Source organism: Sandarakinorhabdus sp. (genome assembly GCF_040398665.1).
Taxonomy (GTDB): domain Bacteria; phylum Pseudomonadota; class Alphaproteobacteria; order Sphingomonadales; family Sphingomonadaceae; genus Sandarakinorhabdus.
This window is the reverse complement of the sequence record NZ_JBBATQ010000006.1, coordinates 136,473-162,464: the sequence shown is the minus strand read 5'-3', so window position 1 is coordinate 162,464 and position 25,992 is coordinate 136,473. Positions and strand designations below refer to the sequence as shown.

Here is a 25,992-nt window from a genome sequence, read left to right as displayed (position 1 = left end):
CTTTCCCCCTCCCCATATCGACAAGTCCGCGTAATTCCCGCGCTGCTATGCTGGCCCGGCTTAAAAAGGGGAATGATCATGGCAACGTTGGTGGTGACCTATGTGGCGCAGCCCGGCGCGACATTTGACCGGGATTATTATGTCAACGTGCATCTGCCGCTGGCGGCCAAGCACTTCGGCCCCGCCGGCATGACTGGCAGCCAGGCGCTGTTTCCGCTGGCGCCCGATGCGCCCACGCTGTGTGTCGGCCTGTTGACCTTTACGGACGCCGCCGCGCTGGGCGCCGCCATGCAGGTGGCCGGCGCCGGCGAGGTGATGGCCGATGTCGCCAATTTCACCAATGTGCAGCCGACGGCGGTGGCGATGGCGTAGAATGTATGGCCTTTTGCGTGAATCCCTTCGGCGCCCTCCCCGCAAGTGGGAGGGCGTGAGATTCCTCAGAAATTCATCCGCGCGCCCACCCAGAGGGTGCGCGGCAAGGCCCGTTCGATCACGCCTGTGCCGGACAGCGCGGCCTGAACTTCGGCGTCGAACAGATTCTCCACCCGGCCCTCAACGGCGATGCCCTTGACCACCGGCACCACCAGCAATGCATCGACCATGGTCGCCGCGCCCAGCGTCCGCGCGTTCTGATCATCTTCGAACTGGCTGGCGATGTGGCGCAGCGTGGCCGAGGCGGTGAACAATTTGCCGCTGTAATCCACCGTGCCCGAAAACTGGTCGCGCGGCGTCTGCGCCGGGGCCAGGCCATTCAGCGGGGCGGCGGCGCCGCTGGCCGCAATGACCGGATCGACATGGCTCCAGCTTGCGGTCAGGCCAAAGGCCCCGCGCCGCAGCCGCGCATCGACTTCCCAGCCCCACACCTCCAGCGCATCGAGATTCTGGCGCTGCCGGAAGAAGCCGCCCGCCGCCACAAAGCCGACACCGGTGAAATTGCCCGGCCCGCTGCCCACGGTCACATTGGCGATGGTGTCGTCCATGCGGTTCCAGAAACCGGTGATGCCGATTTCCACACCGCGCGCCGGTTTCAGCGTCAGGCCGGCATCCACGCCGGTGATGCGTTCCGGGCTGAGCAGCGCATTGGCAGCGGTCGCATCCGGGCCAACGCGGAACGGGCGATACAGTTCGTTCAGGGTCGGCAGCCGCCAGCCGCGATAGGCGGCGCTGCGCAGGGTCAACCAGTCGGCAGCCTGCACCGCCACCCCGGCACGCCCGGTCATTTCCTCACCGGACCGGTCTGCGAACAACAGGGTGGTGAACGGCGCGCCGGTGGCGATGGTGGTTTCCAGCAGCCGGCCATCCTTGATCGTCCACCAATCCAGCCGCCCCGCAATCGTCAGCGTGACGATGCCGGCGGTGATGCTGGCGTCGGCAAACACGCCGCTGGTGGTGCTGCGCCCGCCGGCTTCGCGCTGGCGGGTAGGGGCGGCGTTCACATAGGTGAACAGCTCCATGGTCTGGCCGGTCAGGGCCCGTGTGTCGGCGCCCAGCCGCAGCGTGATGGCCTCGCCCAGCGGCGGCGCCACTTCCAGCCGCCCGCCCCAGCCGGTGGCCGGCGTGTCATATTGCGCCAGTGATTGCGTGGCGGCCGTGCGCGTCGCGTTCACGGCGGCGAAATCCGATGTGAAATTGCGCGTCTGCACATAGGCCAGCGCCTGCCAGCCCCAGCGCCCGCGCCCGACCAGGCGCAGCGCCGCATCGGCGCCTTCCGATGTGTTGCGCGAAAACGGGGTGCCGCGTTCCCGGCTGTCGGTGAAGGCGGTGGCCGTCACTTGTGCTTCGGTGTCGGGTGCGATGCCGATCACGACGCGCAGGTTTGCACTCGCCTGCTCATAGGGTGCGGCCCGATCGGCGGCCCCGCGGCTGCGCGCCACGATCGGCACAAAGCCGTCACCGCGACCATAAGCGGCCGACAGCGTGGCGAAACCGCCATCGCGCTTCAGGCCCAAGGATCCTTGCGCATCCAGGCTGTTGCGGCTGCCATAGGCGATGCCGCCGGTGAACGGCGTGAGCGCCGCGCCGCCCACCGATTCCAGTTCGATGGTGCCGGCCAGCGCGCCCGGACCCCAGTATCCCGATCCGCCGCCGCGCGTCACCCGGATGCGCTCCAGCCGCCCGGTGGCATAGGCCGGAAACGCCACCCAGCCGCCGAACGGATCGGCCTGCGGCACGCCATCCAGCACCAGCAGCGCGCGTGACGAGGCATTGCCGCCCAGCCCGCGCAGGGTGATGCCCTGGCTGGTGGCGTTGGCGGACCGGCTGTCGGACCGGCGGAACTGCTGCTGCCCGGCGATATCGGCCAGCACCGATTCCAGCCGGTTCGATCCGGAATTCAGGATACGGTCGCGATCGATCACCACCAGCGACAGCGCGGCATCGCCGGGCAGGTCCTTCAGGCCCTTGCCGGTGACGGTGATCAGCGCGTCTTCGGTCTGTGCGGCAGCGGTGGTGGCTGCGCACAGCAGCAGGGCGGACAGGAACAGGCGGTTCATCATCTGCCCCCCTTAACAAACGAGGGGGTGCTTGCAAGCTGGCGCGTCAATCGAGCCCGAGCAGCTTCAGATCGGCCGTGGCGGCCGCCAGATCGGCATGGGCGACGATCTGCCGGAATGCGGCGTCCAGCCGGCGCACCTGCGCATCGGCCGCGGCCTCCTCGCGGATATTGACCACGAAGAAATCCGATGCGCCTTCCTGAAAGCGTCGGCGCTCGGCATTGGCCATCAACTGGGCGCGATCCTGTTCATCGATGGCGATGCCCAGCAGTCGCATCGATTGCCGCGCCGCGATCGACAGACTGCCGATCTCGACGCGGATCTGATCCTCGATGAAGCGCCTGCGCTGTTGAAAGGCATCGATGTCGGCGCGCGTCTGGTCCAGCCGACCCCGAGCGACACGTTGCTGGATCGGCACCGACAAGGTCACGCCCACCTTGCTTTCGGTGCCGCTATAGGGGTTTCCGCCCGCCCCTACAGCGCCAACATACTGGTTCACTTCAGCTTTCAGATCGAGCCTGGGCAGGAAATTGTTGCGGTCCAGAGCCAGGCGCTGCCGGGCCACGGCGATGCGCACATCCACCAGTTTCAGATCGGGGCGATTTTCCAGCGCCACCATGACATCTTCGGACAACGGGATCGGCGCGCCCAACTGCGACGGCAGTCGATCCGTCCCTGGCACCACCGGGTTGCCATCGGCATCCCGCCAGAACAACGACAAGGCCACCGCTGTCTGCTGCAGCACCTGTTCGGCCTGCACCACCAATATTTGCCGGCGCAGGATATTCTGTTCGTTCTCCGTCAGCAGGATCGCCGGCCGCAAGCCTTCGGCCACCTGCCGCTTGAAGCCGCCCTGCCGGTCGAGTGCCAGTTGCAGCAGATCCTTGAACACTTTCACGCGCTGCCCGGCAATCACCCAGTTGTTCCAGGCGGCAATCGCCCGTGCCTGAACCCCGATCGCCACCAGCAGCCGGTCGGTATCGGCCAGGGCAATATCGGCACCGGCAACCGCGCGGTTGAAGCGCCGATCGTCGATGTCGCGATCGCGCAGCAGGGAAAACAGGGTGCCGACCGTCAAGCGGCCAAGCTGGGTCGTGTTGTTGCCGGCCTGATAGCTGGGAAAGCTGCCCCGCGAGACATCATAGCCGCCATAGATATTGCCGCCGTTATTGGCCAGCGGCTGCATCAATCGGGTGCTGGCCTCGGCACCGGTATAGAATCCGGTCGGCCGCGTATCGATGCTGGCGTTGAACAATGTGTCGAAGGCGCCATCCGCGCTCAACAGCCGGCCTTCGGCGCCGCGCACCCTGGCCAGCGCCTCCAGCACCTGCGGCGCATGAAAGCGGCTGGCGGCCAGGACCTCGTTCAACTGCAGGGGCGTGATGGTCGCTGGCAGCGGTTGGGCGGCGGCGCGCGCGTCCGCCTCCAGCGCACGGCGGCCCGGCGCGATGGATTGCGCGGCGGGTTGCGCCGCGGCCAGCGCTGGCAGCAACAACGCCAGCAACAGCAGCTTATTTGGCAGCGGCATTGCCACCCTTGGCCTCAGGCGCTTCTCCGTTCACTGCCGGTGATGCGCCGGGGCGGGTGAACTGCAACGGGAAATCATTCAACACCCGCCACAGTTCGAACCAGATCGGCACCGTGTTCATCTGCACCCAGCCGCGCACCTTGGCGCCCAGCCGCACCGATCGTTCATCCGGCCAGTCACCGCGATCCGGGCTTTGCGCCACCAGGATGCGGAACAGGCCATTGGCAGAGGCATTCTGGTCCATCGCCGCAACCTGGCCATCGAAAAAGCCCTTGGCCACCGATGGCCAGCCGGAAAACTGGATCGCCGGCCAGCCTTCGAATTCCAGCCGCACCCGCCGGCCGACGGTGATCAGCGGCACATCGCGGCCATCGATATAGAGTTCCACCACCCGGCGCGAATTTTCGGGCACGAAGGTGGCCAGCACATCGCCTTGCTTGACGATGGTGGCCGTGTCGATACTGGTCACCCGCATGATGCGGCCATCGCGTGGCGCCACGATGGTCTGTTCGGATTGGCGGCGCAGGTTGGAATCGATCTTGTTGATCTCGGCGCGCGACGACGCCAGTTTGGCCGCATAATCCGCCACCTTGATCTGCGCCAATTCCATGTCGCGCCGTGCGGCCAGGCCCTCGGCATAGAGCGTCTGCATGCGCGCGACATCGCGCTGTGCCGTGGCCATCGCCGCGCTGGTCGCTGCCATCTCGGCAAGCTTCTGGCCGCGCTCGGCGCGCAGCCGCACCAGATAATCGGGATCGATGTCGATCACCCGTGCGATCGGTTCCCCGGCCTTCACGCGCGCCCCATCGGTCACATACCAGCGCGCCAGCCGACCCTGCACCAGCGCGGTGATGTTCTGCTGACGGTCGCGCGGATCAAAAGCGATCACCTGGCCCGATCCTTGCGCGGTCTGCACCCAGGGCACCAGCGTGACCACCAGCAACACGATCACGATCGTGGACACCAGAATGCGGGCAAACAACTGCATCACCGGCGGCGGATTGAGGCCGCGCAGCGTCGGAAAATGCCCGTCGGGCAGCTTCACCTTCTCAGTCGCCATCTTCGGTCTCCCGGCCGGCGCTGCCCCGAATGGCATCGAATTCGCTGCGCTGGCGGCTGATCACCTGGCTGTCGAGCCCGAGCCACAGATAGCCATCCAGCACCAGATCTTCGGGCCGGTTGCTGAAGTAGAGGATGGTGGTGGTGGTGGCCTGGAAATGATCGATCACGGCCTTCAGCCGCTGCCTCGAAACGGTGTCGCACAGGGGCGACATCACCAGGATGCGCGGTTCCGACAGGATCGCCGCTGCCAGCTTCAACTGCATCATCTTGGCCGTGGTGAAGGGCGCGCCGGTGGTCGACAATTTCGTGTGGATGCCATCGCTCAGCAGCGCCAGCCGGTCTTCCAGGCCAACCAGCCGCAGCGCCGCCATCTGATCGCCGGCATTCTTGGCCGGATTGGCCAGCCGCAGATAATCGGCGATGGTCGATTCGACGATGGTGGCGCGGTCGAGCACGATGATGTCGGACCGTAGCCCCAGCGGGTCCATCAGCGCGATATCCACCCCGCCCAACGTGATCAGCCCGGATTCCGGCCGTTCCAGCCGCTTCAGCAGTTCGGCGAATTCGCGCTCCATGCCCGGCACGCCCTGGCACACGAATCGGCTGCCTTGCGGGATTTCCAGGTTCAGTTCGGCCGGCCCGACCGGCAGGGTGAAGCGCACCCGGCTCATGCCCAGCGCACCGCCCACCGGTGCCGACAGACTGGCCATCGCCAGCGGCTCCTGCTGCAGGCCATAGAGCAGCGACAATTCCTCGATCGACGCGACCAGATCATACCAGTCGTCAAGATAGGAATAGAGGCTGTTCATGCCGGCAAAGACGCCCGACAGGATCAGTTCGGCCGCCACCAGTTGCCCGATCGACAATTGTTCCTGGATGACCAGCCAGCCGCCCAGCGCCAGCAGGCCGGCACTGGCGGCGGCATAGAGGAAGTAAAAGGCGATGGTCTGCGGAAACTGGTAACGGAAATGCGCGGCGTGGGCCTTCACATAATTGGCGGTGAGCTGCTCCGCCTTGTTCAGGGCATAATCGATATGGCGCGAGGATTTGTAGAAGCCGTTGGACGCGCCAACATTTTCGAGGAAATGCGCAGCATTGTATTTCTCGTGGCTCAGCACGATCGAGGTCTTCATCGCGCCGCGCGACCAGATCGCCCACACCATGTAAAGCAGGCCGATCAGCACCAGATTGAAGGCCAGGAAAAACGGATGGTAGAAGGCGGTGACGATGAAGCCGACGATCATCCCCAAGATGATGGTGAAGCCGCCGATCAACAGTGACGGCACCCCCTTTTGCATGTTGACCAGTTCGAAATAGCGGTTGAACAGATCGATGCGCCGATCATCCTGAAAAAAGGGATCGGCAGCATTGATCGCCCGCATCGTCACATCGGCCACCAGCCGCGCCATGAAGCGCCGGCGGTACATTTCCATCAGATGGATGCGCAGCACGCTGAGCAGGCCCGACACGATCAGCAGACCGAACAACAGCGCAGCCAGCGTGAACAATGGCACCGGCAAGGCAGTGTTGGCCAGGCTGTTGATCAGCAACTGCACCGAAATCGGCACGGCCAAGCCCAGAAGGGAAATGCCGATGCCATAGATGATCGCCAGCCAGAAATAATTCTTCTCTGGCCACAGGATCACTTTCAACCAGCGGTAGACCAACCGGTTGAGATCCATCTGGGCAAGATCGGTGGCAGCCATGCGTCTCCTGTCGCCGAATCCGGGCGGTACGCGGCCGATGTAGGGGCCAACCCCCCACTTTGCCAAGGGTTAGCCGCAAAAAAGATTACAAAGGTGTAATGGGCAATGCGTTGACGAGGCGCGATTGCGCTCAAGTTGAAGTGCTCAACGCCCTCCCCGCAAGGGGGAAGGCGCCAACATGGTCAGTCAACTCTAGGCCAGATCCTGCAACGCAGTGGCGATCATCGTCACCATCTCGTCGATCTGGTCCGCGCTGACGATCAGCGGCGGCGACAGGGCGATGGTGTCTCCGGTCACCCGCACCAGCAGGCCGGCATCAAACAACGTGCGCAGCATCTGGGTGCCGCGCGCGCCCGGTGCCCCGGCGCGCGCCGCAAGCTCGATGCCCGCCATCAGTCCGAAATTGCGGATGTCGATCACGTGGGGTGCATCGGCCAGCCGGTGCACGGCCGTTTCGAAATGCGCCTCCAGCGCCCGCGCACGGGCGAACAGGCCGTCGTCGGCATAAAGCTCCAACGTGGCAATGCCGGCCGCGCAGGCCAGCGCGTGCGCGGAATAGGTGTAGCCATGAAACAATTCGATGCCCGGCACATCGCCAGGCGCATCGACAATGGCATCATGGACATGCCGCGCCGCCGCCACCGCGCCCATCGGCACCGACGCGTTGGTCAGCCCCTTGGCCATGGTGATCAGATCGGGGGTCACGCCAAAACGTTCCGACGCCGTGGCCGCGCCCAGCCGGCCAAACGCCGTGATCACTTCGTCAAAGATCAGCAGGATGCCGTGCCTGGCCGTGATCGCGCGCAGCCGCTCCAGATAACCCACGGGCGGTGGCAGCACGCCCGTTGATCCGGCCACCGGTTCCACGATCACTGCCGCGATCGTATCGGCGCCGTGCAGTGCCACGATCGCCTCCAGCCGGTCGGACAGCTCGGCACCATGCGCCGGCAGCCCGCGCGAAAAGGCATTGCGGGCCATGTCATGGGTGTGCGGCAGATGATCCACGCCCACCAGCCCTGGTCCGAAGGTGCGGCGGTTGGCGACCATGCCGCCAACCGAAATCCCGCCAAAGCCGACACCATGATAGCCGCGCTCGCGCCCGATCAACCGCGTGCGCTGGCCGTCCCCGCGCGCCCGGTGATAGGCCAGCGCGATCTTCAGCGCGGTATCGACGCTTTCCGATCCGCTGTTGGTGAAAAAGATGCGGTCCAGCCCCGGCGGCATGAGCGCGCCCAGCCGGTTGGCGAGCTGAAACGCCAGCGGGTGGCCAAACTGGAAGGTCGGCGCGAAATCCAGATCGCCGGCCTGTTGCTGGATGGCGCGCACGATGCGATCACGGCCATGGCCGGCGTTCACACACCACAGCCCGGCACAGCCATCCAGCACCTGGCGGCCATCGCCGGCCGTGTAATGCATGTCCTGCGCGGCCACCAGAACGCGCGGGTTGGCCTTGAAGTGGCGATTGTCGGTGAACGGCATCCACCATTGCGCCAGATCATTGGGCAGCGTGCTGTGCATGTGGCGGGTCCCCCTCTTGCGGTCAGGCCTTGGCGAGCAGCGATTCGATCTGGCCGCCCAGCGCTTCCGGCTTGGTGGCCGAAGCGATGCGTTCCTGCACCTGGCCGTGCTTGTCGACCAGGAACTTGGTGAAATTCCACTTGATGCTTTCGGTGCCGAGCAGACCGGGCGCCTGCTTCTTCAGCATCTGGAACAGCGGGTGTGCACCGTCGCCATTGACATCGATCTTGGCAAACAGCGGGAAATCCACATCATAGGTCAGCTTGCAGAAATTGGCGATCTCGCTGGCATCGCCCGGCTCCTGCGCGCCGAACTGGTTGCAGGGAAAGCCCAGCACGGCAAAGCCCTTGGGGCCATATTTCTTGTGCAGTGCTTCCAGCCCGGCATATTGCGGGGTGAAACCGCATTTGCTGGCGGTGTTGACGATCAGCAGCACCTTGCCTTCGAAATCGCGCATCGATACCTCGCGGCCATCGATGGTCTTGGCGCTGAAATCATACACGTTGCTCATCTTGCCTCTCCCAAATCTGCAGGCGCCGCCCCATTCAACGCGGCAACGAAATGCCGCCGGCACAACGCCACATAACGATCATTGCCACCAATCTCGGTCTGCTGGCCAGTGGTCACCGCACCGCCGCGCGCGTCTATCCGCAAATTCATGGTGGCCTTGCGCCCGCAATCGCACACCGCCTTCAGCTCGCTCAGCGTGTCGGCCAGCGCCAGCAGCCACTGGCTGCCTTCGAACAGCGCCCCCAGGAAATCGGTGCGCAGGCCATAACAGAGCACCGGGATGCCCAGATCATCGGCCACCCGCGCCAGTTGCCACACCTGCGCGGCGGTCAGGAACTGCGCTTCGTCGACCAGCACGCAATGCTGCGTTGTGGCTGCATGGGCAGCGCTGATGATGGCAAACAGATCGGTATCGCCGGCAAAGGCCTGCGCCGGCGCGCTGAGCCCGATGCGCGAGGCGATCACGCCGGTGCCGGCGCGATCATCGACGGCGGCGGTGAACAACAGCGTGTTCATCCCGCGCTCGCGATAATTGAAGCTGGCCTGCAACAGCACCGTCGATTTGCCGGCGTTCATCGAGGCATAATAGAAATAGAGCTTGGCCACGCCGCATCAATGCGCGTGGCCAGCCCGTCCGGTCAACCTTATCGATTCCCGCCGATCAGATCGCCGAATTCGCCGAGCAGACTGCCTTCGCCGCGATTCTGCCCGCGACCGCCGGCAGCCTGCAACATGCGTCCGGCCAGCCGGCTGAACGGCAGCGACTGGATCCACACCTTGCCCGGCCCGGTCAGCCGCGCATAGAACAGGCCCTCACCGCCGAACAACATGCTCTTCACGCCGCCCACGGTTTCCAGATCGAATTGCACGCTGGGGGTGTAGGCGGCCAGGCAGCCCGTATCGACATGCAGCACTTCGCCCGGCGCCAGGCTGCGCTCCACCACGGTGCCGCCCATCTGCACGAACACCCAGCCGTCGCCATCCAGCCGCTGCATGATGAAGCCTTCGCCGCCGAATAGGCCGGTCATGATGCGGCGCTGGAATTCGATCCCGATGGAAACGCCGCGCGCGGCCGCCAGAAACGCATCCTTCTGGCAGATCAACGTGCCGCCCAGGCTGTCGAGCTTGATCGGCAGGATCGCGCCCGGCGTGGGCGAGGCAAAGGCCACGCGCGCCTTGCCGCCGCCATTGTGGGTGAACACGGTGGTGAACAGGCTTTCGCCGGTCACCAGCCGCTTGCCGGCCCCGAGCAATTTGCCCATGAAGCCGCCGTTGCTGCCGCCATCGCTGCCATCGCCGAACACCGTGGTCATGCCGATGGCCGCGTCTTTCCACACCATGGCACCGGCTTCGGCCACCGCGCTTTCGCCGGTGTCCAGCTCGATTTCCACGAACTGCAATTCCTGGCCCTTGATCTCGAAATCGATGTCGTCGGCGGAACCGCTGCTGCGGCTGTGCTGCCAGGGGTTGGGCATGGGGAAGATCCTCGGTTGGGTTGAACGGGCCGAATGTAGTTGCGCTGTATTGCGCTGCCAAGACGCTGCGCGCGCGAAATTGCCGACCGACGGGGCTTGTCGGCGAAGCCTGTGCGTGGCAGGCGCAGGCCGTGTCGCGTCGCCATCCCGGTCTGTTGCTCTTTGCTGCCTGTCTGGCGGCGCTGGTGCTGCGCCTGATGGTGCCGGCGGGCTGGATGCCGGTGGCCAGCGGCCTTGCGCTCACCCTGTGCAGCGGCACCACGCTGCCGGCCGAACCGTTGCAGCCTGCGGGCGATGGCGATTCGCCGTGTGATTATGCGCTGGCGATCGGCCCGGCGCTGCTGTCGGCGGCGCTGGCGCTGCCGCTGCTGGCCTTGCCGTTGCGGCCGGCACCCTGGCCCCATGCGGCGCGGGCCGCCATGCGCCGCCACCGCGCCCGCCCGCCCGGCCAGGGCCCCCCGCGCACCTGATCCGCTGCAATCCGGCCGGGCCATCGTGCCGCAGGCCAATTTGCCGTCTCCACGTCAGGAGCCACGCATGAAACAGTTGATTTTGGCAGCGGCACTTGCCATGGCCGCTTCCGCTGATGCGCATGAATACAAGGTGGGGCAGTTGCGCATCGATCACCCGGTGCTCCGTGTGGCCAGTCCGGTGTCCAAAACCGGCGCGGGCTTCATGGCCATCACCAATCGCGGCACGGCGGCGGACCGTCTGGTCTCCGTCATCACCGCCGGGTCCAATCGTGCCGATCTGCACGGCACGGTGGCAAAGGGCAATGTGATGCAGATGCGCAGCGTATCCGGCGGGGTGCCGGTGCCGGCAGGGGCCACCGTCAGCTTCGCCCCCGGCGGCCTGCATGTGATGTTCATCGGCCTGAAAGCGCCGATGCGCGATGGTGCAATGATGAAGGCCCGGTTGCTGTTTGAAAACGCCGGGCCGGTGGACGTTGAATTCAAGACCGAACCCGCCGCCGGCGGCCATACACACTGAATTGCCAGGGAGAGAGACGAATGAAGACGATGATGATCACTGTGGCGGCGCTGGCTGCCATCGCGGCTGCCGCACCGGCTGCCGCGCAGGATGCCGCTGCCGGTGAGAAACTGTTCACCCAGTGCAAGACCTGCCACAGCAATGTTGCCGGCCAGAACCGCATCGGGCCGTCGCTGGCCGGTGTCGTCGGCCGCAAGTCGGGCACCTATGCCAAGTTCAATTATTCGCCGGCCATGAAGGGCGCGAACCTGGTTTGGACCGAAGCCAATCTCGACACCTATCTCACCAAGCCGCAGGCTTTTGTGAAGGGCACGCGGATGGCCTTTGCCGGCATCCCGGATGCCAAGAAGCGCAAGGACGTGATTGCTTACCTGAAGACGCTCAAGGGCTGAACGACTGCGCTGCCGCCGGCCGGGCTCATCCCAGCCGGCGGTTCAGCGTCAGGTTGATCACATGATTGTTGGGATTGTTGCCCGGCCGGTTCAGGTGCTGAAGCATATAGCCCGTTTCCAAATTCAAACGCTTGCTCAGCGGCTGTAGCCAGCCAAAGAACGTGCGCTGCTGATCAAAGCCGCCGCGCGCGCCCCAATCCGTGCTGTTCAATGCCACGAACGTCTCGCTGATCAACAGCGGCCCGGCGGTACCCCGCCCGTGCAACGGCATCTGCACACGCCAGAACACGCGCAGCCGCAAACCCGTATCCTGTGCACCTTCGAACGTGCGTTCTTCCAGCCGCCAGCGCGTGATCAGCGCAAAGCCATTCTGCCGCCGTAACACGGGCCCCATCACCTGCTGCCAGAACCGATGTTCGTCGCTGCTGATCCCGGGCGCCGGATTGTTGTGCTGATATTGATAGCCGGCGTGAAAATCGATGTCGTTTTTCGTGCGCACGCCCAGCCCGACGCGCCCGATGACCGTGCCGACGCGATCGAGATCGTTGCTCAACCGTGTCTGCGCTTCGGCCCACAGCAACAGCTTGCCATCCACCGGCCCCTGCACCAGCAGCGTGTTCCAGCTCTGCACATCCTGCGCGGCGGCAGGGGCGGCAAGCAGGACGGCAGTGAGCAAGATAACGCGCATGGCGGGCTCCTGCCCACGATTTGTGGCAGTCGGGTGACTCAGGCCTTGAGCAACGCGGTGTCCAGCGGCATCCGCCGCAGCCGCACGCCGGTCGCGGCAAAGATCGCATTGGCCAGCGCCGGTGCCACCGCCGGATAGGCCGGCTCGCCCAGGCCGGTCACCGGGTAATCCGGGGTGAGGAAGGCCACTTCGATCGGCGGCGTCTGGTCCATGCGGGCCAGCGGCACATCGCCGAAATTGCGCTGTTCGATGGCGCCATCGGCAAAGGTGATGGAATGGGTCTGGCAGGCGTTGAGCGCATCCAGGATGCTGCCCTGCACCTGGTTGATCGCGCCGGCCGGATTGACGATCTGGCGGCCGACATCGCCGGCCACCCAGATTTTCACCACCTTCACCGTGCCATCCTTCGCCACGCTGGCTTCGATGACATTGGCGAAATAACCGAGATGGCTGAAGTGGAAGGCGATGCCGAGGCCCGTCCGCGCCGGCAGCTTGCGACCCCAGCCGGCCATCGCCGCCGCCTTGTCGAGCACGGCGCGCATGCGGCCGGTATTGTAGGAGCCGCGGGCGGCCGGATCGCCGATGAAGCGCGGCGCCCCCAGGAAATCACGGCGGAATTGCAGCGGGTCCTGGCCGGCGGCGTGCGCCAGTTCATCGATGAAGCCCTGCGTCACGAAACCAAAGGCATTGTTGGCCGGCGCGCGCAGGAACCCGGTGGTGTGGATCAGCGGCAGCACGGTGGCGCCCACGCGGAAATCCGCGACGATGCCGGCCGGGAAATCGCTGGCCCCGATATTGGCAGCACGGGCGAATTTGCCGTCGCGGCCATGGCTGATGAAATGATTGTCCCACGCGATGCAGCGCCCGGCCGCATCCAGCCCGGCCTCCAGATAATGCCAGCCGCCGGGGCGCAGGAAATCCTGGGTGATGTCGTCTTCGCGTGTCCAGGTCAGCTTGACCGGCCGGCCGGCGGCACGCGCGATCCAGGCGGCTTCGACCATATAGTCATTCTGCAACCGCCGGCCGAAACCGCCGCCCACCCGCATCATGTGGATGGTGACATTTTCCAGCGGCACGCCCAGCGTTTTTGCCACCGCCGCGCGGCCCGGTTCGGGGTTCTGCGTCGGCGCCCAGATCTCCACCTTGTCGCCGATCACCTGCGCCGTGCAGTTGATCGGCTCCAGCGGCACATGCGGGATGAAGGGATAGGCATAATCGGCCGATATGCGTTTGGCGGCGCGCGCCATCGCCGCGCTCACGTCGCCGCTGCTGTGCACGGCCATGGCCGGCGGCTTGCCCTTGGCTTCGCCGGCCAGCTTTTCCCAGGTCGCCGTCGATTGGAAGGCGGCCGGGCTGTCGGTCCATTGCACGTTCAGCGCCGTGCGGGCGCGCTGTGCATGCCAGGTGGTGTCGGCGATCACCGCCACCCCAGCGCTCAGCCCTTCATATTCGTCCGTGCCTGGCACGATGAAGGCATCGCGCACGCCGCTCATCGCCTTTGCCTTGGCGAGATCGGCGGATTTCACCTTGGCGCCCTGCACCGGCGGCTTTTCAAAGGCCGCGTGCAGCATCCCTGGCAGCACGGCATCGATGCCGTAAGCCTGCTTGCCGGCCACGATGGTGCGATTGTTCACCCCCGGCTGGAACGTGCCGATCAGCTTGAAGTCCTTGGGATTCTTCACGGGCACGCTGGCCGCGTCGGGGGCGGGCAGGGCGGAAGCCGCCGTGGCGAACTGGCCATAGGGCGCCGCGCGCCTTGATGCCGCGTGCATCACCATCGCCTTGGCCGTGGTCAGCTCGGCGGCTGGCACGCCCCACGCCGTCGCGGCGGCCTGCACGATCAGGCCGCGCGCCGAAGCACCGACCTTGCGCATCAATTCATATTGGGTGGCCATGGCCTGCGATCCGCCGGCGACCTGGCGGCCATAGACCTTGGAATCGGCGATCGTCGGCACCACCTCCAGCTTGGCCCAATCGGCGTCGAGTTCTTCGGCGATCACCATCGGCAGGCTGGTGCGGATACCCTGGCCGACTTCCGGGTTGCTGGCCATGATGCGGATGCGATTGTCCGGCGCGATCACCACCCAGGCGTTCAATTGCCCGGCCTCGGCCGCCTCGGCGGCTTGTGGGCTGATGCCCAGATACAGGCCGCCGCCCACCGCCGCACTGGCAAACAGGAAATTGCGGCGGTTCATCTGGATGGTCATCTGTTGCCCCCTCAGGCCTTCAGCAGATCGGTATCGAACGGCAATTGCCGCAGTCGCTTGCCCGTGGCGGCGAAGATCGCCCCGGCCAGCGCTGGCGCCAGGCTGGGATAGGCTGGCTCGCCCAGGCCGGTGGTGTGGAAATCGGTGGAAATGAACGCCACCTCCACCGCCGGCGCCTCGTTCATGCGGGCCAGCGGATAATCGCCATAGTTGCGCTGTTCCACCGCCCCATCGGCAAAGGTGATGCGCTGCCCCAGCGCCGCCCCGAGCGCGTCGATCACGCTGCCCTGCACCTGGTTTTCGGCGCCCGACAGGTTGACGACCTGCCGGCCGATATCCGCCGCCACCCAGATCTTGTGCACCTTCACGCTGCCATCGGCGGCGACGCTGGCCTCCACGACATTGGCGAAATAGCCGAGGTGGCTGAAGTGGAAGGCAATGCCCATCCCGCTTCTCATGCCGGGCCGGGCCGGCAGCTTGCGGCCCCAGCCGGCCATGGCGGCGGCCTTGTCCAGCACGCCGCGCATGCGCCCGGTGTGATAGGGTGTGCCTTGCGCGTCCGCCTTGGTCTCGCCGCTGAATTCCTCGGCGATCGGGATGGCGCGCGGGGCGCCCAGCAAGGTGCGGCGATATTCCACCAGATCGCGGCCCACGGCGTGAGCGCATTCATCGATGAAACCTTGCGTGACGAAGCCGAAGGCATTGTTGATCGGCGCGCGCAGCCAACCCAGCGTCGACGCCAGTGGCAGCACGGTCACATCGGCGCGATAATCGCGGATCACGCCCGATGGAAACAGCGAGGCATCGATCACGGCGGGCGGATCGAGCTTGCCGTCGCGGCCATAGCTGATGAAATGATCGTGCCAGGCGGTGATGTTGCCGGCCGCATCCAGCCCGGCCTCCAGCCGGTGCCAGCCGCCGGGGCGCAGCCAATCATGGGCGAAATCCTGGCCGCGATCCCAGGTCAGTTTCACCGGCACGCCGGCCGCCTTGGCGATTACCGCAGCCTCCACCGCGACATCGTTCATCAGCCGCCGGCCGAAGCCGCCGCCCGACCGCATCAGGTTGAGCGTGACATCCTCAGCCTTGATGCCCAGCGCCAGCGCCACCATGCGGCGCGCGTCTTCCGGGGTCTGGGTCGAAAGCCACAGCTCGCATTTGCCATCCTTCACCTGCGCGGTGCAGTTCATCGGTTCCAGCGCGGCATGGGCGATGAACGGATAGGCATAATCGGCCTTCACATGCTTCGCCGCACCCGCCAGTTTCGCCGGCGCATCGCCATGGTTGATGTATCCGGGCTTTTGCGGGCCATCCTTCAGCGCCTTGGCCGCCGCGGCGTCCCAGGCGACGGTGGATTGGAAGGCTGCATCGCCGCCTTCCCACACCGCATCCAGCGCATCGCGGCCCTTCAACGCCGCCCAGGTGGAATTGGCCAGCACGGCAATGCCCTGCGGCAACACCTCGATGCCGGGCAGTGCCACGTCGATCTCGGTCTTCAGGTCGCGGCGTTCGGCGATATCGATCACCGCCTTCACGCCCGGCACCGCGAGCGCGGCGGCCTTGTTGGCGCTTTTCAGCTTGCCGGCGAACACCGGTGATTTGGCATAGGCGGCATAGACCATGCCGGCCGGACGCGCATCGATGCCGAACAGCGGCTGGCCCGTCACCACGGCGCGATTGTCGACGCCGGGCACGCGCTTGCCCAGGATGCGAAAATTGGCCGGGTCCTTCAATTTCAGCGATTCAGGCTTGGGCGGCGTGATCCCGCCGGCGGCTTCGGCAAATTGGCCATAGCTGGCTTCGCGGTTGCTGGCCTTGTGATACAGCCGGCCGCTGGCGGTGGTGATTTCGCCGGCCGGCACGCCCCAGCCCTTGGCGGCGGCGTCGATCAGCATGGCCCGCGCCGATGCGCCGAGCCGGCGCATGCGTTCGAACTGGGTGGGGGTGGCGCTCGATCCACCGGCGATCTGCGCGCCATAGACAGCCCGGTTGCCGGGGGCCTGCACCACCTTCACCTGCGACCAATCCACGTCCAGCTCTTCGGCGATCATCATCGGGAAACTGGTCTTCACGCCCTGGCCGATCTCCGGCTGGTGCGCGGTGATCTCCACGCTGCCATCGGCGCGCACGATCACGAAGGCCGACAGCGCGCCCGGCACGCTGGCCTTCGCCCCGGCCGCCCGCAGCCCCAGCGTCATGGCGCCGCCGGCCAGCACCCCGGCCTGCAACACGGCGCGGCGGGATGGTTTCAAGGCTGCAGACGTCATGCTGCGGCCGCCTGTTTGATGGCAGCGCGGATGCGGGTGTAGGTGGCGCAGCGGCACAGATTGCTGCTCATCGCTGCATCGATATCGGCATCGGTCGGCTTTGGCGTCGAACGCAGCAGCGCTTCGGCCGCGAGCAACTGCCCGGCCTGGCAATAACCGCATTGCGGCACATCCAGCGCCACCCAGGCATCCTGCAACTTGCGGCCCCAGGCCGACATCGACAGGCCTTCGATGGTGGTGATCTTGGCGGTGCCCACCGCCGACACCGGGGTCTGGCAGCCACGCACCGGTTCGCCGTCCAACTGCACCGTGCACGCCCCGCAGAAACCCGCGCCACAGCCGAATTTGGTGCCGGTCATCCCCAGCACATCGCGCAGGGCCCACAACAGGGGCATGTCAGGATCGGCGATAACCTCGGTCGGCTTGCCGTTGATGTTCAGCTTCATGACGATCCCTCCCATGCGATATCCCAACATAGCCGCGCCGCGCGCCGCCTGCAATCGGTGCGCAGGCCCGCAAGTGTCAGGAAATTGCCGCCGCCGGCCTGCAGGGCGACAACCATCCGCTGCGGTTGCCCAATCGCCCGTCGGCCCCTATCGCCATCCCATGATGTCCCGCCGCTCCCTGCTCAGCCTCACGGCGCTCTCCGCGCTCGCCGCCGCCTGCTCGCCGCTTGGCGCGCTCAACGGCGTCAATCGACTCACCCCCGGCGATGGCGGGGTAAAGCGCATCGTGACGGGGGCGGCATTCGGCAGCGATGCGCGGCAACGGCTGGATGTGTGGGCGCCCGAGAATGCTGCGGCGAACTTGCCGGTGATCGTGTTCTTCTATGGCGGCAGCTGGAACAGCGGTGATCGCGAGGGTTATGGCTTTGCGGCACGGGCGCTGGCGGCCAGGGGATTCGTGGTGGTGGTGCCGGATTACCGCCTGGTGCCGCAGGTGCGCTGGCCGGCGTTCGTGCAGGATGGCGCGGCGGCGATCAAATGGGTGGCGGCCAATATCGCGGGCCACGGCGGTGATCCGGCGCGGATCGGCGTGATGGGGCACAGCGCCGGCGCGCATATCGCGCTGCTGCTCAGCCTGGATCGGCGCTGGGGCGTGGCAGACGATATCAAGGCAGCGGTGGGTCTGGCCGGGCCCTATGATTTCCGCCCCTTCGAACCGGGCGGCGCGGCCGAGGCCGCTTTGGGCAGCGCCCCCGATCTGGCGGACACGCAGCCGATCCATTTTGCACGGCCCGATGCGCCGCCGCTGTTGCTGTTGCACGGTGATGAGGACACGACCGTGAAGCCGCGCAACAGCGTGGTGTTGGCCAAGGCCATCACCGACTTGGGCGGCCGCGCCACGACGACGCTTTACCCCGGCATCGGCCACATCGGCATCCTGCTGGCGCTGTCCAAACCGTTTCGCGGCAAGGCGCCAGTGCTCACCGACGCGAGCAATTTCCTGTTGGCACAGCTCGCCGCCTGATCAGGCCCGGTCGTGAACGCTCCCACGGCGCATGTTCGCGGCGTGGGGGCTCCTCATCACATCGCCATGTTCATCTTTTCGCGCGTGCTGCTGTGGCCGCCATTGCGATAGAGGATGTCGCGCGGCACCGAACCGTGGAGCGGCGTCCGGCTTGTGTCGACCGACACGAAGATGCCGCCATCGCAGATGCGGGTTTCATAATAGCGGGCATCCTCCTCGCTCACACCCTGATCGGTGAGCAGGCCCGCCAGGCCGCCAGCGATGGCCCCGACCGCCGCGCCGGTAAGGGCAGCGCCAGGCACGGCCACAGCGGCAATCGCGCCGGCCGCAATGAACGGGCCGACGCCGGGAATGGCCAGCGCCGCCACGCCCAGCGCCGTGCCGATGCCGGCACCCAAAGCGGTCGTGCCGATCACATCCCTGGCGTTGCCGGTTTCGGCACCATCGCCATGGGTGGTGACATTCTCGCCGGCACGGCGCGCGATCAGCGAGATTGCCGCCGTGTCGATGCCGGCATCGCGCAGCTGCGAAACGGCGCGATCCGCTTCGGCCTGGGTATCGAACACGGCGGAAACATGGTGGTGGCTCATGATATTCTCCTGTGGGGACGCGATGCCGGTTCAACCCGGCGCGGCCCGCCAGGTTCCGGCAAAGCGGCAAATTCCGCCGCGCCCTGTGCGCATTCCACTGCTGGCACCGGGGCTGTGCGCCATCGTTTGCCGGCGCTGCCCGATGTGCCCGGGGAACCTTCCGGCGCCTCGCCGGTTTGCCGGCAGATGACCATTCACCGGAGAAGCGCCATGAAGACCTTGTTGTTCGCTGCCGCCCTGTCGTCGCTCGCGCTGGCCGCCTGCGGGGAAAAGGCCAAGGAGACCCCGGTCAGTGTGCCCGCCGCCGACGGCATGACAGCCGACGGCAAGGCGACGATGAACGGCATGGGCGGCACCAGCGCCAGCAGCATCTCTGCGCCGAGCGATCCCCAGGAATATGCCACGCAGGCGGCATCGGGCGACCAGTTCGAAATCCAGACGAGCCAGTTGGCGCTCACCCGGTCGAAGAACGCGGCGGTGCGTGATTTTGCCCAGCAGATGATCGATGAACATCGCGCCTCGACACGACTGTTGCAGGTGGCCACCACCAGCGCAGCCTTGCAGGCGCCGCGCCTCGAACTGCTGGCTGCGCATCAGGCGCGCCTGACCGAATTGCAGGGTGCAGGCGCCAATTTTGATGAACTTTATCTGGAACAGCAGCGCGAAGCCCATGCCGAGGCCATCGCCCTGCATCAGACGATGACGGGCAACGCCGCCGCGCCCGCGCAACTGAGTAGCTTCGCCAGCGACGTGCTGCCCAAGGTGCAGGAACATGCCAAGCGGCTCGACACGATCAAGCTCGGCACCGCGACGAAGCGCTGATTCCCTGGGTTCCAGCCCCGGTCGGGGGCGGGGGCCCTAGCGGACCAGTTCCACCTCGACACCGATTGCCTCGGCCAGGGCCGCCCAGGCGCGATCCGCGGTCAACACCGGCACGCCGCGCACAAGCGCCAGTGCGAGACAGGCGCGATCGCCCAGCGACAGACCGGCGTGGCGGGTGAGGGCGCGCAGGCGGGCGGCTTCGATGGCTTGCGCCTGATCGAAATCGATTACCGTCAGCTCCAGCGCGGCAAGGTCCTCTTCAGCTTCTTCGGGGGACAGGCCGCCGTCGATCAGGCGCGACGCGACCTCGACGAGATTGACGCTGCCGATGATGGCATTGGGCAGTGCGCGCTCGACTTTCTCTTGTCCCGGTTCTTCCAGCATCGCTGCCAGCAGGGCAGACGCATCCAGCACCATGACACCCGGGCTCACTCGCCGCGCTCTTCGCGGGCGGCTTCGGCCCGGCGAAACGCGATGAAATCGTCGATCTCATTGATCCCGGGCCGCTTGAACGGCCGCATCTTCTCTTGCAAGCGCCGCAAGGCCTGTATCTGCGTGGACAAGCGCACTTCGCCATCGGCATCCAGCGACACCAGCACCTTGTCCCCCTTTTTCAGGCCCAGCGCCGCGCGCACTTCGGCCGGCACGACGATGCGGCCGCCATCGAGCATGGTGGCGGTCAGGCGCTTGGGCGGATGGGCGTTCATCGGGCAGCTCCGGCGTGTGGGGGCATTTTCCCAATATAGGACATTTACGCGAAATCCGCCATATCGGCGCAGTGCCTGTCCTACGCATGCGCCCTGTGTCATGATCGTTATTGTCATCGCTTATGGCCTTGGGCGCTGCCTGGATATTGGCATTGTTCATGTCGGAGAAAGGCAAAAAGCGGAACCTTTGTAGCCTTGTAATTCACAATTACGCCGCTTGGCGCAGCCCATTCTCTGTGCGAGCGTGGCGAAGGGGAGGACTCGGGCGATGACCACAGCACTCAAGGGCATTCACCACAGCGCCTATCGCTGCCGCGACGCCGAAGAAACGCGTGCCTTTTACGAAGACGTGCTCGGCCTGCCATTGGCCGCGGTGGTGCAGGAGGAAAAGGAGCCGGGATCGGGCCTGCCCAACCCGTTCGTGCATCTGTTCTTTCGCCTGCCGGACGGCAATTTCATCGCCTTCTTCGATGCCCCGAACAGCGTGAAGGATGGCGATTTCAACATGGCACACGGGTTCGACCGCCATGTCGCCTTCGAGGCCGAGGATGAGGCAAGATTGCTGGCCTGGCGGGACCAGTTGAACGGCGCCGGCGTGCCCTGTTTCGGGCCGATCGATCATGGCTTCGTCAAATCGGTCTATTTCGCCGATCCCAATGGCTTGCCGCTGGAAATCACCACCCGCGTCGCCGCGCATGATACCATATTGGCCGAAGACGCGCGCACCGCCCACGCCACCATTGCCGCCTGGAGCGCTCGCAAGGCCGCGAAGGCGGCATGAGCTTTGCCCGCATCCCCCTGCTGATCGCCTTTCGCGAGGCCGTCGGCCTGCGCGACACCTATGGTGGCATCGATGGCGTGGTGGCACTGCAGGCCCATCATCTGAAGCCCGATGCGGCGTCGGACACGATTGTCATTTTCATGCACCCGATGGGCATCATGCATTATCTGCCGATGCCCGGTGCGCTGGCGGCGGCTGGTTGCCACGTGCTCACGGCGGTGTCGCGTTACCCCAACAATGATTCGGCGCTGATCATGGAGAAGGTGGCGGTGGATCTCGGCCGTTGGGTGGCGCATTGCCGCGATGTGCTGGGCTACAGCAAGGTCGTGCTCGCCGGCTGGTCGGGCGGCGGCAGCCTCGCCTTGTTCTATCAGGCGGAGGCGGCCGACGCCTGCATCACCCACACGCCGGCCGGCGATCGCTTTGCCATGGTCGAAGCGAAATTGCCGCCGGTCGATGGCGTGATGTTGCTGGCGGCGCACGTGTCGCGGGCGCAGACGCTGACCGAATGGCTTGATCCGTCGGTGATCGACGAATCCGATCCCACCCGCCGCGATTCGCGGTGGAATCTTTATGATCCGGCCGGTCCGCAGCCGCCGTACAGCGCGGACTTTCTGGCCGAATATGCCGCTGCCCAGGTGGCGCGATCGAACCGCATCACCGACTGGGCATTGCACACGCTGGCCGAACTGACGCAGCGCGAAGGCCCGCATGCCGAACGCGCCTTCATCGTCCACGGCACCATGGCGGCGCCCTGCTGGCTCGATCCGTTGGTGGACCCCAATGATCGCGCGCCCGGCCGCTGCTATCTCGGTGATCCGCGCCTGATCAACGACAGCCCCGGCGGGCTGGGCCGCTTCACCACATTGCGATCATGGCTGTCGCAGTGGAGCCTGCGCAGCCACGCCTGCTCGCTGAAAGTGGGCCACCGCATCACCGTGCCGGTGCTGGTGATCGGCAATACGGCGGACGACGCCTGCACCCCCAGTCACACGCAGCGCCTGTATGATTGTGTCCCGAACGCAGCGTCGCGGGAACGCCATGTTGTGCAAGGCGCGACACATTATTACGCGTTTCAGCCCGAGCATCTGAAGACCGCCGCCGGCATCGTCACCGGCTGGCTGGGGCGCCAGGGCTTTTAAAGGAAGCGCGCCACCACGTCGCGATAGGAGCGCGAGACCTTCACCTGCGTGCCGCTGCCCAGCACCAGGAAACATTCGCCGTTGGTGTGCGGCTTGACGCTCTTGATATTGTCGAGATTGACGATGGTCGAACGGTGGATGCGCTGGAACTTCTTGGGATCAAGGCGCTTTTCGAGATCCTTCATCGTCTCGCGCAGCACAAGGGTCTGATCGGCGGTGTAGATGCACATATAATCGCCGGCGGCATCGATGCGTTCGATCTCGGCCACTTCCACCCGGAAAATCTGGCCGCGATCCTTGATGTTGATGACCTTTTCAAACCGGCTGGCGGCCGGCGCATCGGCCAGATCATCCGGCAGGGCTTCGGGGGCGACTTCGGACAGGATTTCCTTCAAGCGCTCGGCGCCCTGCGCACCCTGGCGCTCGGCGAGGCGCTGGCGGACGCGCTCGACGGTGGCGGCCAGCCGCTCTTCCTCGACGGGTTTGAGCAGATAATCCACCGCCTGGGCATCAAAGGCCTTCAGCGCGTGCTGCATGAAGGCGGTGACGAACACGAACAACGGCGGCTCGATATCGGACAAGCCGGAGATCACGGAGAAGCCATCGAAACCCGGCATCTGGATATCGAGAAACACCAGATCGGGCTTGTGGGTGCGGATGGCACGGATCGCCTCACGGCCATTGGCGCAGCGCTCGACAATCTCGATATCGTCGAACGCAGCCAAGCGCAGTTCCAGGCCCTGGATGGCCAGCGGTTCATCATCAACCAGGATTGCACGGATCAGCATGGCATCATCCTTGCGAGCCAAGTTGCGGCGCTGCAATCGGGTATGCGGCAGGAAGTGGCACAATCTCGGTCTGATACGGAATGTCGATCAGCGCGATCAGCCCCTGCGGTTCATTGTCCGCCAGTTCAAAGCGATGATCCGGGCCATAGCTTTGCGCCAGTCGCTCGCGGATATTGGCCAGCCCCACACCGGTACCGCCCGCGTCTGCCGGCGTTCCACCCAGGCCAGGGCCGGTATCGGCAATGGTGATCACCAGCCGGTCGCCCATGCGCCGCGCGTCGATCACGATGTCGGCGCCGTCTTCGGATGGGGTAACGGCATATTTGATGGCATTTTCCACAATGGGTTGCAGCAACAGCGATGGCAGCCGCGCCTCCATCACATCGGGCGCGACATCGAACCGGGTGCGCAGCCGGGCCTCGAAGCGGGTGCGTTCGATATCGAGATACAGCTTCAGCGCTTCCGCCTCCTGCGCAACCGTGGCGAGGCCTTCGCGTTCCCCGACCAGGCTGTAGCGCAGGAAACTCGCCAGCCGCGACAGCATGGCGTTGGCACGGTCGGTCTGTTTCAGCAGCACCAGTGTCGAGATGCTGTTCAGCGTGTTGAACAGGAAATGCGGGTTGAGTTGATAGCGCAGCATGGCCAGTTGCGCGCTGTTGGCCTGTGCCGCCATGTTCAGCATCCGCTCCGATTGATCGGCGAGCAGCAGATAATAGTTGATCCCGTAATAGAGCCCCGTCCAGGCCCCGAGCACCGAGAAATCCAGCAGAATTGCCCCCAGGAACTGGATGCCCTTGGGCTGCCAGCCGGGTTGATAGAAGGTCGCGTGCGCCCACACCTCCAACACCGAAAACAGCGCTGCGGCCGTCATCAGCAACATGGCGGTCAGCGTCCAGGTCCAGATCGGCTTCATGGCGATCAGCCGGCGATAGGCGGCTGCCAGCAGCAGGGTGATCGAAAAGCCGGTCGCCGTGATGATCATCGCTGGCAGCACGAAGGCCAGCCCCATCGAATTGGCAAGGCCCGACAGCGCCCTGAGCATCAGATAGGCGATCCAGCCGCCGCCCTGCAAAATCCAGAAGGCACGGTTCTTGTCTTGGAAAAAGCCGATGCGGACACGAGGGTCGACCATCCTCGGGACCATAACGGGTCGGGGGCGAAAGGCCAAATCGCGGGTTTCGGGCCAGCCATTCCCACCTCAAGCCCCTTCCGCAAGCGGGAGGGGAATCGTTGGTGCATGTGCAATCCGCTCCCCTCCCGCTTGCGGGAGGCGCTGAGGGTGGGGCGTGCCACTGGAACCAAACCAGCGATTTACAGACGTCAACATCGCCCCCGCTGGCCAGCCGGCCGCTGCCCCGCTAGGCTGTTGCCCATGGGCCTTTCTGCTGAACAACTGGCCGCCAGCCTCGATGCATTGGCGGCCCTTCATCCCCCGGTGGCCGCCACGCTGGCCGCGCATGGCCGGCCTGAACCCCGGCTGCGGCCGCGCGGTGCCGGCACGATGATGCGCGCCATCGTAGCCCAGCAGGTCAGCACCAAGGCGGCCGCAAGCATCTGGAACAAGCTGGAAGCCGCATGCGGCGGCGACATGGACGATCTGGCCCGCGTTGCCGCCACTCCGTTCGACACACTGCGCAGCGCCGGCCTGTCCGGGCAGAAGGCCAGCTATGTCCACGCGCTGGCCGCAGCGGTGACCGGCGGGCACGTGGATTTTGCCGCCCTGCCCGCCGATGACGAGGCGGCCATCGTGCTGCTGTCCTCGATCAAGGGCATCGGCCGCTGGTCGGCAGAGATTTACCTGCTGTTCGCCGAAGGCCGGCCCGATATCTTCCCGGCCGGTGATCTGGCTTTGCAGGTGCAATTGGGCCGGCTGCTCGGCGAAGCATCGCGCCCGACCGAAAAGCGCGCTCGCGCCCTGGCCGAACCGATGCGCCCGCACCGCGGCGCGCTGTCGATCCTGCTCTGGCACACTTACAATATCGTTGCTTTGTGATCTGGGCGCCATGATCCGCATTACCGATGTCACCTCGGCGGCCAACCCGGTGCTGAAATCGCTGAAGACGCTGGCCGACAAGCGCGGCCGCCGCGAGGCTGGGCAGTTCCTGGCCGAAGGCCTGCGCGTCTGCACCGAAGCGCTCGGCGCCGGGCAGGTGCCGACCACTTTGGTGTTCACGCCTGAGGCCGAGCGCCATCCGCTCACCCAGGCACTGATTGCCGCAGCCGGCGCAGCGCACGCCACCATCCTGCGCACCACGCCCGATCTGATGCAGCGGCTGACCGGCAAGGACAATGCCCAGGGCGTCGCGGCGGCCTATCCGATCCCGGACACGTCGCTGGCGCGCATCGATCGCGCCCGCAGCAACCTGTGGCTGGTGGCGGAGAATCTGAAGGACCCCGGCAATTTCGGCACCATGCTGCGCACCTGCGACGCCACCGGCGCCGGCGGGGTGATTCTGCTCGATCAAAGCTGCGACCCGTTCAGCGTGGAGGCCGTGCGCGCCAGCATGGGCGCACTGTTCAGCCGGCAGGTCGCGCGCGCCTCCGGGCCGGAGTTCTTCGCCTGGCTGCGGCAGGGGGACGGGCAATTGGTTGGCGCAGCGCTGGATGGCCGCACCGTCGATTACCGCGCCCATGGCTATGCTGCGCCCTGCTTCCTGTTCATGGGCAACGAACAATCCGGCCTGCCCGCCGAATATGCCGCCCAGTGTGACGCGGTGGTGAAGCTGCCGATGCACGGCACGGCCGACAGCCTGAACGTCGCCGTGTGTGCCGGCGTGCTGTTGTACCATGCACTGGATCGCCTGGGCGGTTGACCGACCAGAACGAAGCGGGTCGATGTCGAACCCTGCCTCCATCC

General features: G+C 65.7%; 27 protein-coding genes. 10 read left to right on the top strand and 17 right to left on the bottom strand.

Features of this window, described 5'->3' with window-relative positions:
- Positions 1-78 precede the first annotated feature (78 nt).
- Complete coding sequence (locus ABWP22_RS10030) at positions 79-372, top strand: EthD family reductase (RefSeq protein ID WP_353199833.1); 294 nt, start codon at positions 79-81, stop codon at positions 370-372.
- 65 nt (positions 373-437) lie between these two features.
- On the opposite strand, the gene ABWP22_RS10025 is transcribed toward ABWP22_RS10030, so the two are convergent.
- The 8 genes from ABWP22_RS10025 to ABWP22_RS09990 form a co-directional block, all read right to left on the bottom strand.
- Complete coding sequence (locus ABWP22_RS10025; protein ID WP_353199832.1) at positions 438-2,495, bottom strand: TonB-dependent receptor plug domain-containing protein; 2,058 nt, start codon at positions 2,493-2,495, stop codon at positions 438-440.
- 43 nt (positions 2,496-2,538) lie between these two features.
- Positions 2,539-4,020 (bottom strand): TolC family protein, encoded by a 1,482-nt coding sequence (locus tag ABWP22_RS10020; RefSeq protein WP_353199831.1) that lies wholly within the window; start codon positions 4,018-4,020, stop codon positions 2,539-2,541.
- Complete coding sequence (locus ABWP22_RS10015; RefSeq protein WP_353199830.1) at positions 4,004-5,080, bottom strand: efflux RND transporter periplasmic adaptor subunit; 1,077 nt, start codon at positions 5,078-5,080, stop codon at positions 4,004-4,006. The genes ABWP22_RS10020 and ABWP22_RS10015 overlap by 17 nt, the downstream gene beginning before the upstream one ends.
- Positions 5,070-6,788, bottom strand: a complete 1,719-nt coding sequence (locus ABWP22_RS10010) for an ATP-binding cassette domain-containing protein (RefSeq protein WP_353199829.1) — start codon at positions 6,786-6,788, stop codon at positions 5,070-5,072. Before ABWP22_RS10010 ends, ABWP22_RS10015 begins: the two co-directional genes overlap by 11 nt.
- 192 nt (positions 6,789-6,980) lie before the next feature.
- On the bottom strand, positions 6,981-8,306 hold the full coding sequence (aptA, locus tag ABWP22_RS10005; RefSeq protein ID WP_353199828.1) for an omega-aminotransferase AptA: 1,326 nt from the start codon (positions 8,304-8,306) through the stop codon (positions 6,981-6,983).
- A 22-nt stretch (positions 8,307-8,328) separates the two neighbouring features.
- A complete protein-coding gene (locus ABWP22_RS10000; protein WP_353199827.1) occupies positions 8,329-8,817 on the bottom strand; it encodes a glutathione peroxidase in 489 nt (162 codons plus the stop codon).
- Complete coding sequence (locus ABWP22_RS09995) at positions 8,814-9,422, bottom strand: thymidine kinase (protein ID WP_353199826.1); 609 nt, start codon at positions 9,420-9,422, stop codon at positions 8,814-8,816. Before ABWP22_RS09995 ends, ABWP22_RS10000 begins: the two co-directional genes overlap by 4 nt.
- Positions 9,423-9,460: 38 nt before the next feature.
- Positions 9,461-10,291, bottom strand: a complete 831-nt coding sequence (locus ABWP22_RS09990; protein ID WP_353199825.1) for a TIGR00266 family protein — start codon at positions 10,289-10,291, stop codon at positions 9,461-9,463.
- 131 nt (positions 10,292-10,422) lie between these two features.
- Between ABWP22_RS09990 and ABWP22_RS09985 the strand changes: the two genes are divergently transcribed.
- The 3 genes from ABWP22_RS09985 (at position 10,423) to ABWP22_RS09975 (ending at position 11,673) form a co-directional block, all read left to right on the top strand.
- Positions 10,423-10,761 carry a hypothetical protein gene (locus ABWP22_RS09985; protein ID WP_353199824.1) on the top strand — a complete coding sequence of 113 codons (339 nt, stop codon included), beginning with the start codon at positions 10,423-10,425 and terminating at the stop codon, positions 10,759-10,761.
- A gap of 67 nt (positions 10,762-10,828) precedes the next feature.
- Entirely contained in the window at positions 10,829-11,281 is a 453-nt protein-coding gene (locus ABWP22_RS09980) for a copper chaperone PCu(A)C (RefSeq protein WP_353199823.1), read from the top strand.
- A 20-nt stretch (positions 11,282-11,301) separates the two neighbouring features.
- Positions 11,302-11,673: a c-type cytochrome gene (locus ABWP22_RS09975; protein WP_353199822.1), complete on the top strand. Its 372-nt coding sequence runs from the start codon at positions 11,302-11,304 to the stop codon at positions 11,671-11,673.
- 25 nt (positions 11,674-11,698) lie between these two features.
- Here the strand turns inward: ABWP22_RS09975 and ABWP22_RS09970 are convergent, their stop codons facing one another.
- From ABWP22_RS09970 to ABWP22_RS09955, 4 genes are read right to left on the bottom strand one after another with little or no spacing between them, the layout of a single operon-like run.
- The gene (locus tag ABWP22_RS09970; protein WP_353199821.1) at positions 11,699-12,361 is read right to left on the bottom strand and encodes a DUF2490 domain-containing protein; all 663 of its coding nucleotides are present in this window, start codon (positions 12,359-12,361) and stop codon (positions 11,699-11,701) included.
- 38 nt (positions 12,362-12,399) lie between these two features.
- Positions 12,400-14,568, bottom strand: a complete 2,169-nt coding sequence (locus tag ABWP22_RS09965; RefSeq protein WP_353199820.1) for a xanthine dehydrogenase family protein molybdopterin-binding subunit — start codon at positions 14,566-14,568, stop codon at positions 12,400-12,402.
- A gap of 11 nt (positions 14,569-14,579) precedes the next feature.
- A complete protein-coding gene (locus ABWP22_RS09960) occupies positions 14,580-16,835 on the bottom strand; it encodes a xanthine dehydrogenase family protein molybdopterin-binding subunit (RefSeq protein ID WP_353199819.1) in 2,256 nt (751 codons plus the stop codon).
- Positions 16,832-17,287 carry a (2Fe-2S)-binding protein gene (locus tag ABWP22_RS09955; protein WP_502951112.1) on the bottom strand — a complete coding sequence of 152 codons (456 nt, stop codon included), beginning with the start codon at positions 17,285-17,287 and terminating at the stop codon, positions 16,832-16,834. Before ABWP22_RS09955 ends, ABWP22_RS09960 begins: the two co-directional genes overlap by 4 nt.
- Positions 17,288-17,441: 154 nt before the next feature.
- On the opposite strand from ABWP22_RS09955, the gene ABWP22_RS09950 reads away from it, so the two are divergent.
- Positions 17,442-18,305 carry an alpha/beta hydrolase gene (locus ABWP22_RS09950; RefSeq protein WP_353199817.1) on the top strand — a complete coding sequence of 288 codons (864 nt, stop codon included), beginning with the start codon at positions 17,442-17,444 and terminating at the stop codon, positions 18,303-18,305.
- Between the two features lie 56 nt (positions 18,306-18,361).
- On the opposite strand, the gene ABWP22_RS09945 is transcribed toward ABWP22_RS09950, so the two are convergent.
- Positions 18,362-18,895 (bottom strand): hypothetical protein, encoded by a 534-nt coding sequence (locus ABWP22_RS09945; RefSeq protein ID WP_353199816.1) that lies wholly within the window; start codon positions 18,893-18,895, stop codon positions 18,362-18,364.
- Positions 18,896-19,105: 210 nt separating this feature from the next.
- Here ABWP22_RS09945 and ABWP22_RS09940 point away from each other — a divergent pair, with 210 nt between their 5' ends.
- Positions 19,106-19,717 carry a DUF4142 domain-containing protein gene (locus ABWP22_RS09940; protein ID WP_353199815.1) on the top strand — a complete coding sequence of 204 codons (612 nt, stop codon included), beginning with the start codon at positions 19,106-19,108 and terminating at the stop codon, positions 19,715-19,717.
- Positions 19,718-19,753: 36 nt separating this feature from the next.
- On the opposite strand, the gene ABWP22_RS09935 is transcribed toward ABWP22_RS09940, so the two are convergent.
- Both ABWP22_RS09935 and ABWP22_RS09930 read right to left on the bottom strand, forming a co-directional pair.
- A complete protein-coding gene (locus ABWP22_RS09935; RefSeq protein ID WP_353199814.1) occupies positions 19,754-20,149 on the bottom strand; it encodes a type II toxin-antitoxin system VapC family toxin in 396 nt (131 codons plus the stop codon).
- On the bottom strand, positions 20,146-20,424 hold the full coding sequence (locus ABWP22_RS09930) for an AbrB/MazE/SpoVT family DNA-binding domain-containing protein (RefSeq protein WP_353199813.1): 279 nt from the start codon (positions 20,422-20,424) through the stop codon (positions 20,146-20,148). The genes ABWP22_RS09935 and ABWP22_RS09930 overlap by 4 nt, the downstream gene beginning before the upstream one ends.
- 268 nt (positions 20,425-20,692) lie before the next feature.
- On the opposite strand from ABWP22_RS09930, the gene ABWP22_RS09925 reads away from it, so the two are divergent.
- Both ABWP22_RS09925 and ABWP22_RS09920 read left to right on the top strand, forming a co-directional pair.
- On the top strand, positions 20,693-21,205 hold the full coding sequence (locus ABWP22_RS09925; RefSeq protein ID WP_353199812.1) for a VOC family protein: 513 nt from the start codon (positions 20,693-20,695) through the stop codon (positions 21,203-21,205).
- Positions 21,202-22,347: an alpha/beta hydrolase gene (locus ABWP22_RS09920; protein ID WP_353199811.1), complete on the top strand. Its 1,146-nt coding sequence runs from the start codon at positions 21,202-21,204 to the stop codon at positions 22,345-22,347. The genes ABWP22_RS09925 and ABWP22_RS09920 overlap by 4 nt, the downstream gene beginning before the upstream one ends.
- Here ABWP22_RS09920 and ABWP22_RS09915 read toward each other — a convergent pair.
- The gene (locus ABWP22_RS09915; protein WP_353199810.1) at positions 22,344-23,135 is read right to left on the bottom strand and encodes a LytR/AlgR family response regulator transcription factor; all 792 of its coding nucleotides are present in this window, start codon (positions 23,133-23,135) and stop codon (positions 22,344-22,346) included. The two genes, ABWP22_RS09920 and ABWP22_RS09915, sit on opposite strands and share 4 nt — an antisense overlap.
- 4 nt (positions 23,136-23,139) lie before the next feature.
- A complete protein-coding gene (locus tag ABWP22_RS09910) occupies positions 23,140-24,267 on the bottom strand; it encodes a sensor histidine kinase (RefSeq protein WP_353199809.1) in 1,128 nt (375 codons plus the stop codon).
- Positions 24,268-24,507: 240 nt separating this feature from the next.
- Between ABWP22_RS09910 and ABWP22_RS09905 the strand changes: the two genes are divergently transcribed.
- Positions 24,508-25,128 carry a DNA-3-methyladenine glycosylase family protein gene (locus tag ABWP22_RS09905; RefSeq protein ID WP_353199808.1) on the top strand — a complete coding sequence of 207 codons (621 nt, stop codon included), beginning with the start codon at positions 24,508-24,510 and terminating at the stop codon, positions 25,126-25,128.
- 10 nt (positions 25,129-25,138) lie between these two features.
- Positions 25,139-25,948 (top strand): TrmH family RNA methyltransferase, encoded by an 810-nt coding sequence (locus ABWP22_RS09900; RefSeq protein WP_353199807.1) that lies wholly within the window; start codon positions 25,139-25,141, stop codon positions 25,946-25,948.
- Positions 25,949-25,992: the final 44 nt, after the last annotated feature.

What these genes read in the sequence shown, in the direction of transcription:
- ABWP22_RS09945 (WP_353199816.1), bottom strand. Translation starts at nt 18,895, where the DNA reads ATGAGCCACCACCATGTTTCCGCCGTGTTCGATACCCAGGCCGAAGCG.
- ABWP22_RS10015 (WP_353199830.1), bottom strand. Translation starts at nt 5,080, where the DNA reads ATGGCGACTGAGAAGGTGAAGCTGCCCGACGGGCATTTTCCGACGCTG.
- ABWP22_RS09965 (WP_353199820.1), bottom strand. Translation starts at nt 14,568, where the DNA reads ATGACCATCCAGATGAACCGCCGCAATTTCCTGTTTGCCAGTGCGGCG.
- ABWP22_RS09920 (WP_353199811.1), top strand. Translation starts at nt 21,202, where the DNA reads ATGAGCTTTGCCCGCATCCCCCTGCTGATCGCCTTTCGCGAGGCCGTC.
- ABWP22_RS10030 (WP_353199833.1), top strand. Translation starts at nt 79, where the DNA reads ATGGCAACGTTGGTGGTGACCTATGTGGCGCAGCCCGGCGCGACATTT.
- ABWP22_RS09930 (WP_353199813.1), bottom strand. Translation starts at nt 20,424, where the DNA reads ATGAACGCCCATCCGCCCAAGCGCCTGACCGCCACCATGCTCGATGGC.
- ABWP22_RS09980 (WP_353199823.1), top strand. Translation starts at nt 10,829, where the DNA reads ATGAAACAGTTGATTTTGGCAGCGGCACTTGCCATGGCCGCTTCCGCT.
- ABWP22_RS09970 (WP_353199821.1), bottom strand. Translation starts at nt 12,361, where the DNA reads ATGCGCGTTATCTTGCTCACTGCCGTCCTGCTTGCCGCCCCTGCCGCC.
- ABWP22_RS09975 (WP_353199822.1), top strand. Translation starts at nt 11,302, where the DNA reads ATGAAGACGATGATGATCACTGTGGCGGCGCTGGCTGCCATCGCGGCT.
- ABWP22_RS09960 (WP_353199819.1), bottom strand. Translation starts at nt 16,835, where the DNA reads ATGACGTCTGCAGCCTTGAAACCATCCCGCCGCGCCGTGTTGCAGGCC.
- ABWP22_RS09990 (WP_353199825.1), bottom strand. Translation starts at nt 10,291, where the DNA reads ATGCCCAACCCCTGGCAGCACAGCCGCAGCAGCGGTTCCGCCGACGAC.
- ABWP22_RS09915 (WP_353199810.1), bottom strand. Translation starts at nt 23,135, where the DNA reads ATGCTGATCCGTGCAATCCTGGTTGATGATGAACCGCTGGCCATCCAG.
- aptA (WP_353199828.1), bottom strand. Translation starts at nt 8,306, where the DNA reads ATGCACAGCACGCTGCCCAATGATCTGGCGCAATGGTGGATGCCGTTC.
- ABWP22_RS09940 (WP_353199815.1), top strand. Translation starts at nt 19,106, where the DNA reads ATGAAGACCTTGTTGTTCGCTGCCGCCCTGTCGTCGCTCGCGCTGGCC.
- ABWP22_RS10010 (WP_353199829.1), bottom strand. Translation starts at nt 6,788, where the DNA reads ATGGCTGCCACCGATCTTGCCCAGATGGATCTCAACCGGTTGGTCTAC.
- ABWP22_RS09925 (WP_353199812.1), top strand. Translation starts at nt 20,693, where the DNA reads ATGACCACAGCACTCAAGGGCATTCACCACAGCGCCTATCGCTGCCGC.
- ABWP22_RS10020 (WP_353199831.1), bottom strand. Translation starts at nt 4,020, where the DNA reads ATGCCGCTGCCAAATAAGCTGCTGTTGCTGGCGTTGTTGCTGCCAGCG.
- ABWP22_RS09910 (WP_353199809.1), bottom strand. Translation starts at nt 24,267, where the DNA reads ATGGTCGACCCTCGTGTCCGCATCGGCTTTTTCCAAGACAAGAACCGT.
- ABWP22_RS10025 (WP_353199832.1), bottom strand. Translation starts at nt 2,495, where the DNA reads ATGATGAACCGCCTGTTCCTGTCCGCCCTGCTGCTGTGCGCAGCCACC.
- ABWP22_RS09905 (WP_353199808.1), top strand. Translation starts at nt 24,508, where the DNA reads ATGGGCCTTTCTGCTGAACAACTGGCCGCCAGCCTCGATGCATTGGCG.
- ABWP22_RS09900 (WP_353199807.1), top strand. Translation starts at nt 25,139, where the DNA reads ATGATCCGCATTACCGATGTCACCTCGGCGGCCAACCCGGTGCTGAAA.
- ABWP22_RS10000 (WP_353199827.1), bottom strand. Translation starts at nt 8,817, where the DNA reads ATGAGCAACGTGTATGATTTCAGCGCCAAGACCATCGATGGCCGCGAG.
- ABWP22_RS09950 (WP_353199817.1), top strand. Translation starts at nt 17,442, where the DNA reads ATGATGTCCCGCCGCTCCCTGCTCAGCCTCACGGCGCTCTCCGCGCTC.